Origin of the sequence: Streptomyces sp. NPDC051180, from assembly GCF_040689545.1 — a bacterium.
Taxonomy (GTDB): domain Bacteria; phylum Actinomycetota; class Actinomycetes; order Streptomycetales; family Streptomycetaceae; genus Streptomyces.
In genome coordinates, this window is sequence record NZ_JBFBBC010000001.1 from 221,900 (window position 1) to 238,377 (window position 16,478).

The 16,478-nt window shown below is 75.0% G+C and carries 13 protein-coding genes and 2 pseudogenes; 9 read left to right on the forward strand and 6 right to left on the reverse strand.

Annotated features, from left to right (window positions below; translation table 11 throughout):
* The first annotated feature begins 27 nt into the window (after positions 1–27).
* The 3 genes from AB0424_RS01075 (at position 28) to AB0424_RS01085 (ending at position 4,569) form a co-directional block, all read left to right on the forward strand.
* Positions 28–990 carry an electron transfer flavoprotein subunit alpha/FixB family protein gene (locus AB0424_RS01075; protein ID WP_366301189.1) on the forward strand — a complete coding sequence of 321 codons (963 nt, stop codon included), beginning with the start codon at positions 28–30 and terminating at the stop codon, positions 988–990.
* A 153-nt stretch (positions 991–1,143) separates the two neighbouring features.
* Positions 1,144–2,433: an aldolase/citrate lyase family protein gene (locus AB0424_RS01080; RefSeq protein WP_366301191.1), complete on the forward strand. Its 1,290-nt coding sequence runs from the start codon at positions 1,144–1,146 to the stop codon at positions 2,431–2,433.
* Between the two features lie 102 nt (positions 2,434–2,535).
* Complete coding sequence (locus AB0424_RS01085) at positions 2,536–4,569, forward strand: protein kinase (RefSeq protein WP_366301192.1); 2,034 nt, start codon at positions 2,536–2,538, stop codon at positions 4,567–4,569.
* A 119-nt stretch (positions 4,570–4,688) separates the two neighbouring features.
* Here the strand turns inward: AB0424_RS01085 and AB0424_RS01090 are convergent, their stop codons facing one another.
* A complete protein-coding gene (locus AB0424_RS01090) occupies positions 4,689–5,723 on the reverse strand; it encodes a LacI family DNA-binding transcriptional regulator (RefSeq protein WP_366301193.1) in 1,035 nt (344 codons plus the stop codon).
* Between the two features lie 147 nt (positions 5,724–5,870).
* Between AB0424_RS01090 and AB0424_RS01095 the strand changes: the two genes are divergently transcribed.
* Positions 5,871–6,977, forward strand: a complete 1,107-nt coding sequence (locus tag AB0424_RS01095) for an ROK family protein (RefSeq protein ID WP_366301194.1) — start codon at positions 5,871–5,873, stop codon at positions 6,975–6,977.
* A gap of 103 nt (positions 6,978–7,080) precedes the next feature.
* Here the strand turns inward: AB0424_RS01095 and AB0424_RS01100 are convergent, their stop codons facing one another.
* The gene (locus tag AB0424_RS01100) at positions 7,081–7,260 is read right to left on the reverse strand and encodes a hypothetical protein (protein ID WP_366301195.1); all 180 of its coding nucleotides are present in this window, start codon (positions 7,258–7,260) and stop codon (positions 7,081–7,083) included.
* A 137-nt stretch (positions 7,261–7,397) separates the two neighbouring features.
* On the opposite strand from AB0424_RS01100, the gene AB0424_RS01105 reads away from it, so the two are divergent.
* On the forward strand, positions 7,398–8,432 hold the full coding sequence (locus tag AB0424_RS01105) for an NUDIX domain-containing protein (RefSeq protein WP_366301197.1): 1,035 nt from the start codon (positions 7,398–7,400) through the stop codon (positions 8,430–8,432).
* Between the two features lie 9 nt (positions 8,433–8,441).
* On the opposite strand, the pseudogene AB0424_RS01110 reads toward AB0424_RS01105, so the two are convergent.
* From AB0424_RS01110 to AB0424_RS01120, 3 genes and pseudogenes are all read right to left on the reverse strand, one after another.
* A pseudogene (locus AB0424_RS01110) lies at positions 8,442–8,930 on the reverse strand (MarR family winged helix-turn-helix transcriptional regulator); the annotation flags it as partial.
* A gap of 90 nt (positions 8,931–9,020) precedes the next feature.
* Positions 9,021–9,701 (reverse strand): annotated as a pseudogene (locus AB0424_RS01115) (MBL fold metallo-hydrolase); the annotation flags it as partial.
* An 85-nt stretch (positions 9,702–9,786) separates the two neighbouring features.
* On the reverse strand, positions 9,787–11,151 hold the full coding sequence (locus tag AB0424_RS01120) for a dipeptidase (protein WP_366301198.1): 1,365 nt from the start codon (positions 11,149–11,151) through the stop codon (positions 9,787–9,789).
* Between the two features lie 512 nt (positions 11,152–11,663).
* Between AB0424_RS01120 and AB0424_RS01125 the strand changes: the two genes are divergently transcribed.
* Complete coding sequence (locus AB0424_RS01125) at positions 11,664–12,941, forward strand: geranylgeranyl reductase family protein (protein ID WP_366301842.1); 1,278 nt, start codon at positions 11,664–11,666, stop codon at positions 12,939–12,941.
* A 108-nt stretch (positions 12,942–13,049) separates the two neighbouring features.
* Here AB0424_RS01125 and AB0424_RS01130 read toward each other — a convergent pair whose 3' ends face one another.
* Positions 13,050–13,538, reverse strand: coding sequence for a nitroreductase family deazaflavin-dependent oxidoreductase (locus AB0424_RS01130; RefSeq protein WP_366301199.1), 489 nt, complete (start codon positions 13,536–13,538; stop codon positions 13,050–13,052).
* A 130-nt stretch (positions 13,539–13,668) separates the two neighbouring features.
* On the opposite strand from AB0424_RS01130, the gene AB0424_RS01135 reads away from it, so the two are divergent.
* From AB0424_RS01135 to AB0424_RS01145, 3 genes are all read left to right on the forward strand, one after another.
* Positions 13,669–14,364: a TetR/AcrR family transcriptional regulator gene (locus tag AB0424_RS01135; protein ID WP_366301201.1), complete on the forward strand. Its 696-nt coding sequence runs from the start codon at positions 13,669–13,671 to the stop codon at positions 14,362–14,364.
* 312 nt (positions 14,365–14,676) lie between these two features.
* Positions 14,677–15,768 (forward strand): sensor histidine kinase, encoded by a 1,092-nt coding sequence (locus tag AB0424_RS01140; RefSeq protein ID WP_366301844.1) that lies wholly within the window; start codon positions 14,677–14,679, stop codon positions 15,766–15,768.
* Positions 15,765–16,430 (forward strand): response regulator transcription factor, encoded by a 666-nt coding sequence (locus tag AB0424_RS01145; protein WP_366301203.1) that lies wholly within the window; start codon positions 15,765–15,767, stop codon positions 16,428–16,430. The genes AB0424_RS01140 and AB0424_RS01145 overlap by 4 nt, the downstream gene beginning before the upstream one ends.
* The last annotated feature ends 48 nt before the right edge of the window (positions 16,431–16,478 follow it).

The window sequence follows — 16,478 nt, forward strand, 5'->3', positions numbered from 1 at the left end:
CTTTCGTTCGCAGGAGATTGAAGTCCCATGGCTGAGATTCTCGTCTACGTCGACCACGTCGACGGAGCCGTCCGCAAGCCCACCCTGGAGCTGCTGACCCTCGCCCGCCGCATCGGCGAGCCGGTCGCCGTCGCGCTGGGCAACGGCGCCGCCGACACCGCGGCCGTCCTCGCCGAGCACGGCGCGGTGAAGGTCCTCACGGCCGACGCCCCCGAGTTCGCCGACTACCTCGTCGTCCCGAAGGTCGACGCCCTTCAGGCCGCGTACGAGTCCGTGTCCCCGGCCGCCGTGCTCGTCCCGTCCTCCGCCGAGGGCAAGGAGGTCGCGGCCCGCCTCGCGGTCCGCATCGGCTCCGGCCTCATCACCGACGCCGTGGACCTGGAGGCCGGTGACGAGGGCCCGGTCGCGACGCAGTCCGCGTTCGCCGCCTCCTTCACCACCAAGTCCCGCGTCTCCAAGGGCACCCCGGTCATCACGGTCAAGCCGAACTCGGCCCCCGTCGAGGCCGCCCCGGCCGCCGGCGCGGTGGAGGCCCTCGCGGTCTCCTTCGGCGCGCTGGCCACCGGCACCAAGGTGACCGCGCGCACCCCGCGCGAGTCGACCGGCCGCCCCGAGCTGACCGAGGCCGCGATCGTGGTCTCCGGCGGCCGCGGCGTCAACGGCGCCGAGAACTTCGCGATCATCGAGGCGCTCGCCGACTCCCTCGGTGCGGCCGTCGGCGCCTCGCGCGCCGCCGTCGACGCCGGCTGGTACCCGCACTCCAACCAGGTCGGCCAGACCGGCAAGTCGGTCTCGCCGCAGCTGTACATCGCGTCCGGCATCTCCGGCGCGATCCAGCACCGCGCGGGCATGCAGACCTCGAAGACGATCGTCGCCATCAACAAGGACGCCGAGGCCCCGATCTTCGACCTCGTCGACTACGGCGTGGTCGGCGACCTCTTCGACGTCGTCCCGCAGCTGACCGAAGAGGTCAAGACCCGCAAGGGCTGACCTGCGGTTCTGTCGGGCCCGGGGGCCGCACGGTGATCTCTCGCCGTGCGGCCCCCGGCCGTTTCGGACAACCATTGACTCAGGTCCGGGCTGCCTACTAACTTCGCTATACGGATTGTTGATTCCGTGCAGCGGAAAACAGGAGGATGTGGGATGGGTCAGCAGGAGAAGGTGTCGACGAGCCTCGCCGGCGCGGTCAGCGAGGGCATCAGCGCCTCCCTCGCCGCGGTGGACGCCGAGCTGGACCGCCGCTACCCGGGCGACCCCGGCACCCGCCAGCCCGTCCACACGGTGTACGTCCCCGGCAACGTCTTCGACGCCGGCACCATCCGCTCCTGGGGCGACCAGGCGCTCGCCGCCCTCGACGAGCACGCCCCCGACGCCGCCTCCTTCGCCGCGGTCCTCGGCCTCTCGGACGACCTCGCCGAGGACGTCCACGGCCGCGTACGGGCCAAGCTGGAGCGCGAACCGATCGAGGACCTCCGGGTCGACTTCGAGGACGGTTACGCCGGCCAGGACGAGGACCAGGACGCCGCCCGCGCCGCCCGCCTGATCTCGGAGGCGTACGCGAACGGCACGGCCGCCCCGTACATGGGCATCCGGATGAAGTGCATGGAGTCCGCCGTCCGCGACCGCGGCATCCGCACCACCGACGTCTTCCTCACCGGCCTCCTGGAGAACGGCGGCCTCCCCGACGGCCTCGTCCTCACCCTGCCGAAGGTCACCTACCCCGAGCAGGTCTCCGCCTTCGTCCGCCTCCTGGAGGCGTTCGAGAAGGCGCACGGCCTCGACGACGGCCGCCTCGGCTTCGAGATCCAGATCGAGACCAGCCAGTCCATCCTGGCCACCGACGGCACCGCCGCCGTCGCCCGCATGATCGGCGCCGCCGGGGGCCGCGCCACCGGCCTGCACTACGGCACCTTCGACTACAGCGCCTGCCTCGGCGTCTCCGCCGCCTACCAGGCCAGCGACCACCCGGCCGCCGACCACGCCAAGGCGATCATGCAGGTCGCCGCCGCCGGCACCGGCGTCCGCGTCTCCGACGGCTCCACCAACGTCCTGCCCGTCGGCTCCACCGAGCACGTCCACGAGGCATGGCGCCTGCACTACGGCCTCACCCGCCGCGCCCTCGCCCGCGCCTACTACCAGGGCTGGGACATGCACCCCGGCCACATCCCCACCCGCTACGCCGCCGTGTTCGCCTTCTACCGCGAGGGCTTCGAGGCCGCCGCCAAGCGCCTCTCCGCGTACGCCAACCACGCCGGCGGCGACGTCATGGACGAGCCCGCCACCGCCAAGGCCCTCAGCTCCTACCTGCTCCGCGGCATCGACTGCGGCGCCCTCGACACCGCCGAGGTCGACGCCCTCACCGGCATGAACCGTGCCGCCCTGGACCGGTTCGCCGCCCCGCGACGCGGCGACCTCACCGCCTCCGCCGAGTAGCCGCGAAGACCCATCAAGGGTCTCGATCCGGCCAACTGCCCCGTACCCTGTACGAGTTAAAGCGCCGTGCGCGCGCATGCTCGACAGGGGAACGGGGCTTCGGTGTCATCGGGGGAGAACGGGCGGCTCGCGGGCCGCTACAGAATCGTGGGCCGGCTCGGCCGCGGGGGCATGGGCGTCGTCTGGCGCGCTGTGGACGAGGTCCTCGGCCGCGAGGTCGCCGTCAAGGAACTCCGCACCTTCTCGGACGCGGCGGCGCCCGAACTGGCCGATCTCCGGCTGCGGATGACCCGGGAGGCACGGGCCGCCGCCCGTGTCCGCCACCCCGGGGTCGTGGCCGTCCACGACGTCACGGAACACGAGGGCCGGCCCGTCATCGTCATGGAACTCGTCGACGGGCCCTCCCTCGACGACGTCCTCGGCGAGCGCGGCACCCTCGACCCCGCCGAGGCCGCCCGGATCGGCGCCCGCGTCCTGGAGGCCCTGGCCGCCGCCCACGACGTGGGCGTCCTCCACCGGGACGTGAAGCCCGGCAACATCCTGCTCGACCGGTCGGGCCGGATCGTCCTCACCGACTTCGGCATCGCCACGATGGAGGACCCGGGCGACGGCTCCGCGACCCGTCTCACCCGCAGCGGCGAGATCGTCGGATCCCTCGACTACCTCGCCCCCGAGCGGGCCCGAGGCCAGGACCCCGGCCCCGCCTCGGACGTCTGGGCCCTGGGAGCCACGCTGTACGCGGCCGTCGAGGGCGCCTCGCCCTTCCGCCGTACCTCCACCTGGTCGACCCTCGCCGCCATCGTCACCGAACCCCTCCCCGAACCGCGCCGCGCCGGCCCCCTCGCACCCGTCCTGCTCCGTCTCCTCGACAAGGACCCGGCCTCCCGGCCCACGGCCCGCGAGGCGGCACGGCTCCTGGACTCGGTCGCCGCTCCCGCGGCCGCGCCCGATACGGCCCCGGCCGCGTACGACGGCCGCGGGGGAGCGGGCGGCGACGGTCCCACGGACGCGGGCGCTCCGACCGGTGCCGAGAGCGCTCCGGTGGGCGGCACGGGCATGCCGGCCGGTGCGGCGGGCCCGTCGCCCGAGGTGCCGGCGGGTCGGGACCCGGGCCCCGGTACGGCCGCCCCGGTCGGCACAGGCGCCGGTTTCGGAGCTCCCTTCGCGGCCCCGGCGGAGCCGTACCGAACCGGCGGCGCCGTACAGCCCCCGCCGCCGGGCGCGATCCCGCCCGGCGGAGGCTTCGGACCGGCCGTGCCCGTGCCCCCGGCGGGAGCCGTGACCCCGGTCGCCGGCCCCTTCGGGGCACCGGGCGGCGGGGGACGGGCCGAGACGCGGGCCGCCCGCCGGGCAGGGGCCGCCTCGCGCAGGGGCCCCGTCCTGGTGGCCGCCTCCGTGGCCGCCGTGCTGCTGGCCGGCGGCGGGCTCACGTACGGCCTCATGGACCACGGCACGGGCAACCGGGCCGCCGGTGACGCCGCGCAGGACGGCGGTCAGGGTGCGGCGGGCGGGGACCCGGGGCGGGTGCTCGACCCCGGCACCGTCGGCGCGTCGTCCTCGGGGCGACCGAGCGGCACCGCCTCACCGTCCGCCGGGGCTCGCCCCGGGGGGCCGACCGACCCCGGGCAGACCCCCGGCGCGAGCGCCTCGGCCGGCGGCGACAGCGCCGGAGGGGCGGACGCGGGCGGGGCCTCCGGCGCCGCGGCGGGCGGCTCCGGAACGCGACCCCCCTCGAAGGGCGGTGCCACGACGGCCCCGGGCAACCCCGGCGGCGCCGCCCCGGGCGGGACGGACACGACCGGTGACCCGTCCGGCGGCGCCACCGGCACGCCCACCACCCAGGCCCCGCCGCCCGCCGAGGGCTGCGCCGCTTCCGGATCCTCCGCCACCTGCCAGGTCGTGCGCGGTGCCACCACCACCCGCTACGACGGCGGCGAGATGGGCACCGTCGGCGCCGGCCCGCACACCTTCTTCTGCCAGGTCGACCTCGACCGCACGGAGTCCTACGGCGGCCGCACCAGCCGCTGGTTCGCCCGCACCGACGACGACAGCGGCAACAACAACGTCTACCTCAGCGTCCTCCACCTCTCCGGGGGAGCGGGCGGCGGCGCGGTGGCGGGCCTGCGCGTCTGCTGAACGACGAGGCCCGGCCCCGGGAATCGTCCGCGGGCGGGGCCGTCGTGCGTGGCCGAAGCCGCTCCCGAGAGGCTTCGGGCGGGTGCCCCCGGAGCCGTACGGCCTCGGGCGGCACCGCCTCAGGCGGTGTGCGGCGCGATCTCGCCCGAGCCGCGGGGGAGGAGGGTGGTGCCGAGGACCACGCGCTCCGGCGCCTCCTCGGCACCGTCGAGACGGCGGAACAGCCGCTCCGCGGCCGTCCGCCCGAGGGCGGCGGCGTCCTGGGCGATGACCGTGACGCCGAGGAGATCGGCCAGTTCGATGTCGTCGAAGCCGACGAGGGCGACGGGACGCGGGTGCCCGGCGAGGGCGCGGACCACGGTGACGGTGACCCGGTTGTTGCCGGCGAACAGTGCGGTCACCGGCTCCGGCCCGGCCAGCAGCTCCCGGACGGCCCCGCCGACGCGCTCCGGGCCGGTGGAGCCGAGCGACACCCACGCGTCCCGGACCGGCAGCCCGGCGTCCTCCATCGCCGTGCGGTAGCCGCGCAGCCGCTCGGCGGAGGTGTGGATGCGGGGCCGGTCGCCGATGAAGCCGATCCGGCGATGTCCGTGCGCGATCAGATGGGCCACACCGTCGCGCGCGCCGCCGAAGCTGTCGGAGAGGACGGCGTCGGCGTCGATGCGGCCGGCCGGGCGGTCGACGAAGACCGTGGCGACGCCCGCCCTGATCTCCGGCTCCAGATACCGGTGGTCGTCGCCGGCGGGGATGACGATGAGGCCGTCGACCCGGCGGGCGCACAGCGCCAGGGCGAGCTCCTGCTCGCGCTCGGGGTCCTCGGCGCTCGAACCGTTGATGAGGAGGGCTCCGTGCGCCCGTGCGACCTCCTCGACCGCGCGGCTCAGCGGCCCGTAGAAGGGGTCGGCGAGATCCTCCAGGACGAGGCCGACGGTCGCGGTCCGGCCCTTGCGCAGGACGCGGGCGCTGTCGTTGCGGCGGAACCCGAGGATCTCGATGGCCTCCTGCACCCGGCGCTCGGTGTCGGCGGTGACGCCGGGTTCGCCGTTGACGACGCGTGACACCGTCTTGAGGCCGACGCCCGCGCGGGCGGCGACGTCCTTCATCGTGGGCCGATTGCCGTAGCGGTGCTCGGGGCGGCGGGCGATGTCGGCCACGGTGTGCGATTCCTCCGTCGGTTCGGGGTCCTGCGGGACGACGCGCCGTCCCAGGTCGAGCATAGGGCCTGGACAACGTTGTCACGACGCGGGAGACTGTAGGTGACCACGTACCGTTCCCGGCCGCCGACTGGAGATTCCGCCTCCATGCACACCGACCCCGCCGCGGGCCTCTCCGTCGCGCTCGACATCGGCGGCACCAAGATCGCCGGCGCCCTGGTCGACGGCGGGGGGCGGGTCCGCTTCCGGTCCCAGCGGCCCACGCCCGCGCGTGAGGACGGCGAGACGGTGATGCGCGCGGTCGAGGCCGTACTCGGAGACCTGGCGGCCACGTCGCAGTGGGAGGCCGCGGCGGCGGTCGGCATCGGCAGCGCCGGTCCGGTCGACGCCTCCCGGGGCACGGTGAGCCCGGTCAACGTGCCCGGCTGGCGCGACTACCCGCTCGTCGAACGCGTCCGCCGCGCCACGGGCGGACGCCCCGTCACCCTCGTCGGCGACGGCGTCGCGATGACGGCGGCCGAGCACTGGCTCGGCGCCGCCCGCGGCCACGACAACGCCCTGTGCCTGGTCGTCTCCACGGGCGTCGGCGGCGGTCTCGTCCTCGGCGGCCGGGTCCACCCGGGCCCCACCGGCAACGCCGGCCACATCGGCCACATCGCGGTGGACCTCGACGGCGACCCCTGCGCATGTGGCGCCCGGGGCTGCGTCGAGCGTCTCGCCAGCGGCCCCCACCTCGCCCGCCGCGCGCTGGACGACGGCTGGCGGCCCGGACCCGACGGCGACGTCTCCGCCGCCGCGGTGGCCGCCGCCGCACACGCCGGCGATCCCGTCGCCCTCGCGACCTTCGCCCGCGCCGCCCGGGCGCTCGCGGCCGGCATCGCGGCGACCGCCGCCCTCGTCGAGATCGACATCGCCGTCGTCGGCGGCGGCGTCGCGGGTGCCGGCGAGGTCCTCTTCGCCCCGCTCCGGCGCAGCCTCGCCGACTACGCCACCCTCTCCTTCACCCGCGGCCTCACCGTCGTCCCGGCCCTCACCGGCACCGACGCGGGCCTCCTCGGCGCCGCTGCCGCCGCCACGCACGCGCGTGGCGGCGTGTGGACGGCCTTCGCGACGGGCGGGACGCAGGGCGCGGCCGTGAGCGGGACGCAGGACGGGGAGCCGGACGCGGGTTCCGTCACGGGCCCGCGCGTGCGCACGGCGGGCGATACCGCGGCGTGTGCCGCGTCCGACGGTGGCGCGAGAGGCGACGGCTGACGGTTCCTCGGGGGTCCGGTGCCCGAGGACGGTCAGGGGCACGGGCCCCCAGGCCGGAACGACCGCCACGTACAGCTGCCCGGCACGGCAGGGGGCCCGTCCCTCACTCCCGTACGCGCTCCGCCGTCCGCTGCTCCACGATCACCAGGAACGTGTCGGACTCCAGGTCCATCACCACCCGGGCCGGCACCCCCTCGTCCCGTCGCGCCCCGGCGAACTCCTCCGCCGGCCAGCTGCCCCGCGGACCGCCGGCCGGAAAACGTTCGAGAACCCTACGGCTCATCTCCGCACCCCCTCGTGCACGCCGTTGTCAACGACCGGGGGCCGGAAGCGTCACGGTCGAGGTCGGACGCGTGTTCGTGGGTTTCCGTGGCAGGGTGTTGAGGGCAAGCCACAGGGGGCTACCGATGAGGGGGAATCGTGATCGTCTGGATCAACGGGACGTTCGGCGCGGGGAAGTCGAGCACCGCGCGTGAGCTGGTCGATCTGATCCCGCACAGCACCCTGTACGACCCCGAGGTCACCGGCGGGGCACTGAGCCGGCTCCTGCCGGCCAAACGGCTCGCCGAAGTCGACGACTACCAGGACCTGCCGATCTGGCGGCGTCTGGTCGTCGACACCGCCGCCGCCCTGCTCGCCGAGGTCGGCGGCGTACTGGTCGTCCCCATGACCCTGCTCCGCCAGGAGTACCGGGACGAGATCTTCGGCGGGCTCGCCGCCCGCCGGATCGAGGTGCGGCACGTCCTGCTCGCACCGGAGGAAACGATCCTGCGCCAACGGATCGACAACCGGTCCGCGTACGGCGACCCCGAGACCGACGCCCGCGTCCGCGCCTGGTGCCACGACCACCTCGCCCCCTACCGGTCCGCACTCGACTGGCTCACCGCCGACGCCTACACCGTCGACACGTCCTCCCTGACCGTCGCCGAGGCCGCCCGGACCGTCGCCGACGCCGTCCTGGGCGGCCGCGCCGCCCCCTGCGGCATCGTCCAGACGCCGGAACCGACCGGCGAGACCCTCGCGGCCGGGGTGCTGCTCTTCGACGAGCAGGACCGCTTCCTGCTCGTCGACCCGACCTACAAGCCCGGCTGGGAGTTCCCCGGCGGCGTCGTCGAGCGCGGCGAACCGCCGGCCCGCGCCGGGATGCGCGAGGTCGCCGAGGAGATCGGCCTCGAACTCGACGCCGTGCCCCGCCTGCTGCTCGTCGACTGGGAACGGCCCCAGCCCCCCGGCCACGGCGGCCTGCGCCTCCTCTTCGACGGCGGCACCCTCCGCACCGACGACGCGGCCCGGCTCCGCCTCCCCGGCGCCGAACTGCGCGGCTGGCGCTTCGTCACGGAGGAGGAGGCGGCCGACCTCCTGCCGCCCGTGCGCTACCGCCGCCTCCGATGGGCCCTGCGCGCCCGGGAACGCGGCACCGTGCTCAACCTGGAGGCCGGCGTCCCGGTCGGCTGACCGCCGACCTCACCGCCTCCCCGCCGCGTCCGGCGCGGCGCCCTCGACATTGGCGATCATCCTGCGCAGGACCTTGAGCGCGGCGACGTACTCCTCGTCGCCGATGCCCTCGTGGACCTCCGCGCGCACCTCGGTCACCAGCCGTCGGATACGGACCCGGGCCGCTTCACCGGCCTCGGTGAGGTGCAGGCGGCCCTCGGCGTCGACCCGCAGCCAGCCCCGGTGGAGCAGCTGGTCGACGACCCGCCCGATCTCGTGCGGTCCGTCCGCGAGCGGGGTCAGCCGGGCCACGACCTCCTCCCGGGTCGGTGCCCCGGCCCCGCCGCCGACGCCGTTGAGCACCCAGTACTGCGGCTGCGCGACGTCCGACCGGGCCATGGCGTCCCGCAGATGCCGGGTGACGGTCCGGTGCGCGAGGCCGGTCCAGTACCCGACGGGCTGGTGCAGCAACTGCTCGTCGGTGGCGGCCGGATCGGCCGGTGCCTGATCGGTCGGCGACGCGCCGGCCCGGTCCTGGACGGTCGGTGTCCGATCCGCCGGCGCGGCGGGAGCCGCCCCCTTCTCGTCGCCGGTCCCCGCCGCGACCACGGACTCGGCGAGCAGGGCCGCCGTGTCCGTGGTCACCGGCGCGCCGTGACCGCAGCAGAGCACCGACGGGGCCAACGCGGCCAGCGCCCGCAGGGAGTCCCTCGCGAGGGCGCGGTCGACGTGGAAGACGCCGAAGGTGACGCCCTGCACCGAGGCCACCGTGTCCCCTGCGAACAGCACGCCGTGGCGCGGCAGATGGACGGCCATCGAGCCGGGGGTGTGCCCCGGTGTGTGGACGACCACGGCGCCGTCCCCGAAGCCGAGCTCCTCGCCGTCCTCCACCTCCCGGTCCACCCGGGTGGGCGGCGCCTCCGGCACGGTCAGACCGTGCGCGAACAGCGGGACCTCCCACTCCAGGAGGTCGGGTTCGGGCACCGGGGCCTCGCCCCGGACGACCGGCGCGTCGAGGCGGTGCGCGACGATCTCGGCGCCGTACGCCTCCGCCAGCTCGCCCGCCGCGCCCACGTGGTCGCGGTGGCAGTGCGTCAGCACGATCCGGCGCAGCCGTGCCGGATCCAGACCGGCCGCGCGCATCGCCGCCGCGATCGCGGGCGCCGTACCGGTCCAGCCGGCGTCGATCAGGGTCAGCTCCTCCTCGTCCTGCCACAGGTATGCCTGGCCGATGGAGAAGTCCAGCAGGTGCAGACGCGGGGTGATCGGGATGAGCTCGATGGGTGCCATACGGCGAACCTACGGAAAGCCGCAGGTCCGCCGTACGCCTCTACGCTCTCGGCGAGCTTCGCCGAGCGCTGAATCCGACCGGCTGTCAGACCTGCTTCGACCGGGCGTAGTTGACGAGGAAGTGCGCCTCGGCCACGGAGAGGCGCTCCAGCTCCTCCGGGGACACGGACTCGTTGGGCGCGTGGATCTGCGCCTCGGGCTCGCTCAGGCCGATCAGCAGGATCTCCGACTCGGGGTACAGCGAGGCCAGCGTGTTGCACAGCGGGATCGAGCCGCCCATGCCCGCCGTCTGCATCTCCTGGCCGGGGTACGCGACCCTCATCGCCTCGGCCATCGAGGCGTACGCGGGGCTCGACGTGTCCGCCTGGAACGCCTGGCCCTGACCGACCTGCTCGAAGGAGACGCGGGCGTTCCACGGGGTGTGCTTCTCGATGTGGGCGTAGAGCAGCTTCGTCGCCTCGGCCGCGTCCTGGCCCGGCGGCACCCGCAGGCTCAGCTGGGCGCGGGCCGACTTCGGGATCGACGGGGTCGCCCCGGCCACCGGGTGGCAGTCGATGCCGATCACGGTGACGGCGGGACGCGCCCAGATGCGGTCGGCGATCGTGCCGGCACCCGGCAGCGCCACGTCCGAGAGGACCTTGGCGTCCTGGCGGAAGTCCTCCTCCGGGTACTGCAGTCCCTCCCACACCTGGTCGCCCGGCAGACCGTCGACGACGGTCGAGCCGTCCTCGGCGCGCAGCGAGTCCAGGACGCGGATCATCGCGGCCAGCGCGTCCGGCGCGGCGCCGCCGAACTGACCGGAGTGCAGGTTGCCCTCCAGGGTGTCGAGCTGCACACGGATCATCGTCATGCCGCGCAGCGTCGCCGTCACCGTGGGCAGTCCCACCCGGAAGTTGCCCGCGTCACCGATCACGATCGCGTCGGCGGCCAGCAGCTCGGGGTGCTGCTCCGCGTACCGCTCCAGACCGCCGGTGCCCTGCTCCTCCGAACCCTCCACGATCACCTTGACGGTGACCGGGACGCCGCCGTTCGCCTTCAGGGCGCGCAGCGCGAGCAGGTGCAGGATGAAACCGCCCTTGCAGTCGGCGGCACCGCGCCCGTACCAGCGTCCGTCGCGCTCGGTCAGCTCGAAGGGCGGGGTCAGCCACGCCGACTCGTCCAGCTTCGGCTGCACGTCGTAGTGCGCGTACAGCAGGACCGTCGGGGCGTTCTCCGGGCCGGGCAGGAGGCCGTACACCGACTGCGAGCCGTCCGGCGTGTCGAGCAGGGCCACGTCCTGGAAGCCCTCGGTGCGCAGGGCGTCCGCGACCCAGTTCGCCGCGGCCTCGCACTCGCTGCGCGGCGCCACGGCCTCGTCCGCCACCGACTCGAAGGCCACCAGCTCGGCCAGCTCGGCCTTGGCCGTGGGCATCAGGGACCGGACGGTCTCCGCGATCGGATTCGAGGACATGGGCACGCTCCTGATGGGTGCGACGTTACGAGGTAGGGACGGCGTTCGGCGTAGGTCGTGGTACGGCGAACGCACCGTCGATCCTACGGCGCCGTGCCCTGGCTACCGCGCCGTAGGATGCGTCAGGAGCAGACCACCGGTCGGATCAGGAGCAGAAACACATCGTGAGCAGCGAGCACGGAGAGAACGCCGGTCCGGAGCACACCGAGCCCGTGGGCGCGGCTCCCGGGGCCACCGGTGCGGAGGCGGCGGCGGACTCGGGCCCGGACACCGCGACGTCCGAGGTCACGGCCGCCGTGCCGGACGCGGGGACCGTGGCTTCCGGAGTCGCCGATGCCGAGGGCGCGGACGCCGGAACCATCGATTCCGGGAGTGCGGACGCCGAGGGCGCGGACCTCCTGGCGGCCGCGCACGCGGGGGACGCCGCGGCCGATGTGACGGACCCGCACCCGGGCGCCCCGGCGCCCGCCGTGGAGGCGGTCGACGTCACGGAGGAGGAGCCGGAGGACGCGGTGGCGGACGTCTGGGACGTCGTCGTCGTCGGCGCGGGACCGGCCGGTGCCTCCGCGGCCTACGCGGCGGCGGTGGCCGGCCGCCGGGTACTGCTCCTGGAGAAGTCCGAACTGCCCCGCTACAAGACCTGCGGCGGCGGCATCATCGGTCCCTCCCGCGACTCCCTCCCGCCGGGCTTCGAACTTCCCCTCCAGGACCGGGTGCACGCCGTCACCTTCTCCCTGGACGGGCGCTTCGCCCGCACCCGCCGCTCGCGCCGGATGCTCTTCGGGCTCATCAACCGGCCCGAGTTCGACGCGCAGCTCGTCGAGCACGCCCAGAAGGCCGGCGCCGAACTGCGCACCGGCGCCACGGTCGTCCGCGTCGAGCAGCACGGCCCGTCCGTGCCGGACCGCAGGACCGTCGCCGTGGTGCTCGGCGACGGCGAGACCCTCCTCGCGCGCGCGGTCGTCGGCGCCGACGGCAGCGCCAGCCGGATAGGCGCCCACGTCGGGGTGAAGCTCGGTCAGGTCGACCTGGGCCTGGAGGCGGAGATCCCGGTGCCGCCGTCCGTGGCGGAGGACTGGAAGGGCCGCGTCCTCATCGACTGGGGGCCCATGCCGGGCAGTTACGGCTGGGTCTTCCCCAAGGGGGACACGCTCACCGTCGGCGTCATCTCGGCGCGCGGCGAGGGCGCCGCCACCAAGCGGTACATGGAGGACTTCGTCGCGCGGCTCGGCCTCGCCGGCTTCGAGCCCACGATCTCCTCCGGACACCTGACCCGCTGCCGCACCGACGACTCGCCGCTCTCCCGCGGCCGGGTCCTCGTCTGCGGCGACGCGGCGGGCCTCCTGGAACCCTGGACCCGCGAGGGCATCTCGTACGCGCTCCGCTCGGGCCGGCTCGCCGGCGAGTGGGCCGTGCGGGTCGCCGAGGCGAACGACGCGGTCGACGCCCGGCGCCAGGCCCTCAACTACGCCTTCGCCATCAAGGCCGGCCTCGGCGTCGAGATGGCGGTCGGCCGGCGCATGCTCGCCCTCTTCGAGCGCCGTCCGGGACTGCTGCACGCCACCATCACGGGCGTCCGTCCGGCCTGGAACGCCTTCGCCGACATCACCCGCGGCTCCGCCACCCTCGGCGGCATGGTCAGGTCGAACGGTCTGGCCCGGCGCGCGCTGGAGATCCTGGACCGGCGGATGGACACGTCGTCCGGCGTCGGCCCGGCGGGCCGGGGCGTCTCGCAGAAGGAGCGGGCGGCCGCCGAACAGGACGACACGGAGGCTCCCGAGGAGCTCTGAGCGTTCGATGCGGGCGGCGCGTGCGCCGCACGCGTCACGGTCGTACGGGTGCGGGGTGGTCCCGCGCGCCCGCGAGAGGTGAGGACGGGCTCCGCCGTCCGGGACGGTTCACGCCGCCCGGGTGGCGGGGCCCGTCGTCGTGATGCGGAAGACGGGGTGCTTGGGCGCGGCGGCGCGCAGCTCCTCGACGGAGGAGTCCGGGCCCACGCCGTCGAAGAAGACGCCGACCTCGGCCTTCCAGCGCTTGAGGTAGGCGCGGAGCACCTCGGGCTTGTCGTCGTCGGACACCTCGACCGCGGTGAACTCCTGCACGTGCTTGCCGAGGTGCAGCTCCCCGCCGCCCGCGGCCCGCATGTTGTGGGTCCACTGGACGTGGCCGCGGGGCGCCACCAGGTACTGGACGCCGTCGATCGTCAGGAGGTTCACCGGGGTCCGGCGCCACTCGCCGCTCTTGCGGCCTCGGACGGCCAGCACGCGGGAGCCCCAGACGCTGATCCCGCGGCGGGTCATCCAGGAGACGGTGCGGTTGAGCACGTTCACGGTGAACCAGCCGGGCTTCATGACGTGAGCGGCGGGGCCGGTGGGCTGAGCGGACATGGGGTTCTCCCGGGGAGTCAAAGTGTGAGCACTGCTCTCGCTTGAGATCAGTGTGCACGGATGGGCGCTCACAATCAAGAGCAGTGCTCTCATTTCGTGGCAGTGCTCTGAAAGTGGCACACTGCTCTCCATGACGACCGTACGAGGAGCCCGCGCCCGCGCCCGCATCGAGATCACCGCCGCCATCAAGGACGAGGCCCGCACCCAGCTCGCCGCCGAGGGCGCCGCGAAGCTCTCCCTCCGGGCCGTCGCCCGCGAGCTCGGCATGGTGTCCTCCGCGTTGTACCGGTACTTCCCCAGCCGCGACGACCTGCTCACCGCCCTGATCGTCGACGCCTACGACGCCGTCGGCGCCGCCGCCGAGAAGGCGGACGCCGACGCCGCCGGGCGGCGCCCGCTCGACCGGTGGACCGCCGTCTGCCGGGCCGTCCGCGCCTGGGCCGTCGCCCACCCCCACGAGTACGCCCTCATCTACGGCTCCCCGGTCCCCGGCTACTCCGCCCCGCAGGACACCGTCGGCCCCGCCGCCCGCGTCGGCCTCGTCCTCATCGGGATCACCCGCCGCGCCCACGACGGCGAGGGCCTCGCGCTCCCCCCGCTCCCCGACGCCCTGCGTCCCGAGGCCGAGCGCATCGCCGCCGACCTCGCTCCGGACCTCCCGCCCGCCCTCGCCGTCGCCCTCGTCTCCGCCTGGTCCCAGCTCTTCGGCCTCGTCTCCTTCGAGGTCTTCGGCCAGTTCAACCGTGTCGTCGAGGACCGCGACGCCTTCTTCGCCGCCGCCGCCCGCCGCCTCGGCCAGGACGTCGGCCTCCTGCCCCGCGGCTGAACGGACCGCACGGCCCCGCGGCTCCGCGGGTCCGGCCGCAGCAGTGGTACGGCCGCAGCAGTGGTCCGGCTGCCGCAGTGGTCCGGCCACCGCCGTGGCCGGGACGCCGCCACGGCTACTCCGCCGGGAGTAGGCGGGACCACCCCGTCGGGCTGACGTGGTTCGACGGGGTGCGCGGCTAGCGTGGCCGGTATGGAAGAGGAGGCGTGGACGGGCGGACGGGACGGGGCGCGTTTCGGGCGGCGGTGGGGGAGGGCGGCGGAAGGACGGGGCCTGGCGTGGCGGTCCACGGTGGTGATCGCCGTGGTGGTGATGGCGGGGACGGGGTTCGCGGCGCGGAACCAGTCGGGCCGGGAGGCGCTGGACGCGCTCGGCAGGGTGCTGTTGCTGCTCGCGGCGGCGCCGCTGGTGTTCCGTCACCGCAGGCCGGTTCCCGTGGTGTTCGCGGTGGCGGGCCTCACCCTGGCCTATCTGGCCGCCGGGTATCCGTACGGGCCGGTCTTCGTGCTGGTGGCCGTCGCGTGTTTCGCCGCCGTCGTCCACGGACACCGCACCGCGGCCTGGTGGGCGCTGGGGCTGTTGTGGGCGGGGCACCTGCTGATCGCGCACGGGCTGTACCGCCGGCTGCCGCCGGCGGGCGACGGCCCCGCGTCCTGGGGGCAGGAGCTGCCGGCGGCGGCGTTCGCCGTGGCCGTACTCGCGGCGTCGGAGCTGGTGAGGGTCCGCCGCGAGCAGTGGGCGCAGCACCGGGCCGAGCGGGCCGCGGCCGAGCGGCGCCGCGCGGACGAGGAGCGGCTGAGGATCGCCCGGGAACTGCACGACGTGCTGGCGCACTCGATCGCGGTGATCAACGTGCAGGCGGGGGTGGGGCTCGCCCTTCTCGACTCCGACCCCGAGCAGGCCCGTACGGCGCTGACCACCATCAAGGCGGCCAGCAAGGAGGCGCTCGGCGAGGTGCGGCAGGTCCTCGACACCCTCCGGGCCCCCGGCGACGCGCCCCGGACACCGGCCCCCGGACTCGACCGGCTCCCCGACCTGGTCGAGCAGGCCGCCGCCACCGGCCTCACCGTGACCGTGACGACGAGCGGCCCCCGGACGGCCCTGCCGCCCGGCGCCGACCTCGCCGCCTTCCGGATCGTGCAGGAGGCGCTCACCAACGTGGTCCGGCACTCCGCTTCCCGCGCCGCCCGCGTCGAGATCGCGCGCGGACCCGGCCGGCTGGACCTGCGCGTCGACGACGACGGCCCCGCCACCGGGACCGAGGCGGGCGGCAGCGGCAACGGACTCGCCGGCATGCGGGAGCGCGCCGCCGCCCTCGGTGGCACGATCGAGGCGGGCGCCCGGCCGGACGGCGGCTTCCGTGTCCACGCCGTGCTCCCGCTGCCCGTGGAGGAGACCCCGTGATCCGCGTCCTGCTCGCCGACGATCAGTCGCTGGTCAGGGCCGGGTTCCGCGCGTTGCTCGACGCCCAGCCGGACATCGTGGTGGCGGGGGAGGCGGCGGACGGCGAGGAGGCCGTGGAGCGGGTGGGCGCGCTGCGGCCGGACGTCGTCCTGATGGACATCAGGATGCCGCGTCTCGACGGGCTCGACGCCACCCGGAGGATCACGGAGGACGAGGAGCTCGACGGCGTGCGGGTCGTCATGCTGACGACGTTCGAGCTCGACGAGTACGTCTTCGAGGCGATCCGTGCGGGTGCCTCCGGCTTCCTGGTCAAGGACACCGAGCCGGAGGAGCTGCTGCGGGCCGTGCGGGCCGTCGTCCACGGGGACGCGCTGCTTTCCCCGGGGGTGACGCGCCGCCTGATCGAGGAGTTCGCGGCCCGTTCCAAGGCGCCGACGGCCACGGCGGCCCTCGGCGCGCTGACCGAGCGCGAGCGGGAGGTGATGGCGCTGGTCGGGATCGGCCTGTCGAACGAGGAGATCGCCCGGCGGCTCGTCGTCAGCCCCCTCACGGCCAAGACCCACGTCAGCCGGGCCATGGTGAAGCTCGGCGCGCGGGACCGTGCCCAACTCGTCGTCCTGGCCTACGAGTCGGGTCTGGTGCGGCCGGGCTGGCTCGGCTGACGACCCGCCGGCCGGCCGCCCGCCCCGGGGTGGGGCGGGCGCGTCACG

Coding starts and splice junctions, on each gene's coding strand:
- AB0424_RS01135 (WP_366301201.1), top strand. CDS start 13,669: ATGACGACCGTACGAGGAGCCCGCGCCCGCGCCCGCATCGAGATCACC.
- AB0424_RS01080 (WP_366301191.1), top strand. CDS start 1,144: ATGGGTCAGCAGGAGAAGGTGTCGACGAGCCTCGCCGGCGCGGTCAGC.
- AB0424_RS01095 (WP_366301194.1), top strand. CDS start 5,871: ATGCACACCGACCCCGCCGCGGGCCTCTCCGTCGCGCTCGACATCGGC.
- AB0424_RS01140 (WP_366301844.1), top strand. CDS start 14,677: ATGGCGGGGACGGGGTTCGCGGCGCGGAACCAGTCGGGCCGGGAGGCG.
- AB0424_RS01120 (WP_366301198.1), bottom strand. CDS start 11,151: ATGTCCTCGAATCCGATCGCGGAGACCGTCCGGTCCCTGATGCCCACG.
- AB0424_RS01100 (WP_366301195.1), bottom strand. CDS start 7,260: ATGAGCCGTAGGGTTCTCGAACGTTTTCCGGCCGGCGGTCCGCGGGGC.
- AB0424_RS01130 (WP_366301199.1), bottom strand. CDS start 13,538: ATGTCCGCTCAGCCCACCGGCCCCGCCGCTCACGTCATGAAGCCCGGC.
- AB0424_RS01075 (WP_366301189.1), top strand. CDS start 28: ATGGCTGAGATTCTCGTCTACGTCGACCACGTCGACGGAGCCGTCCGC.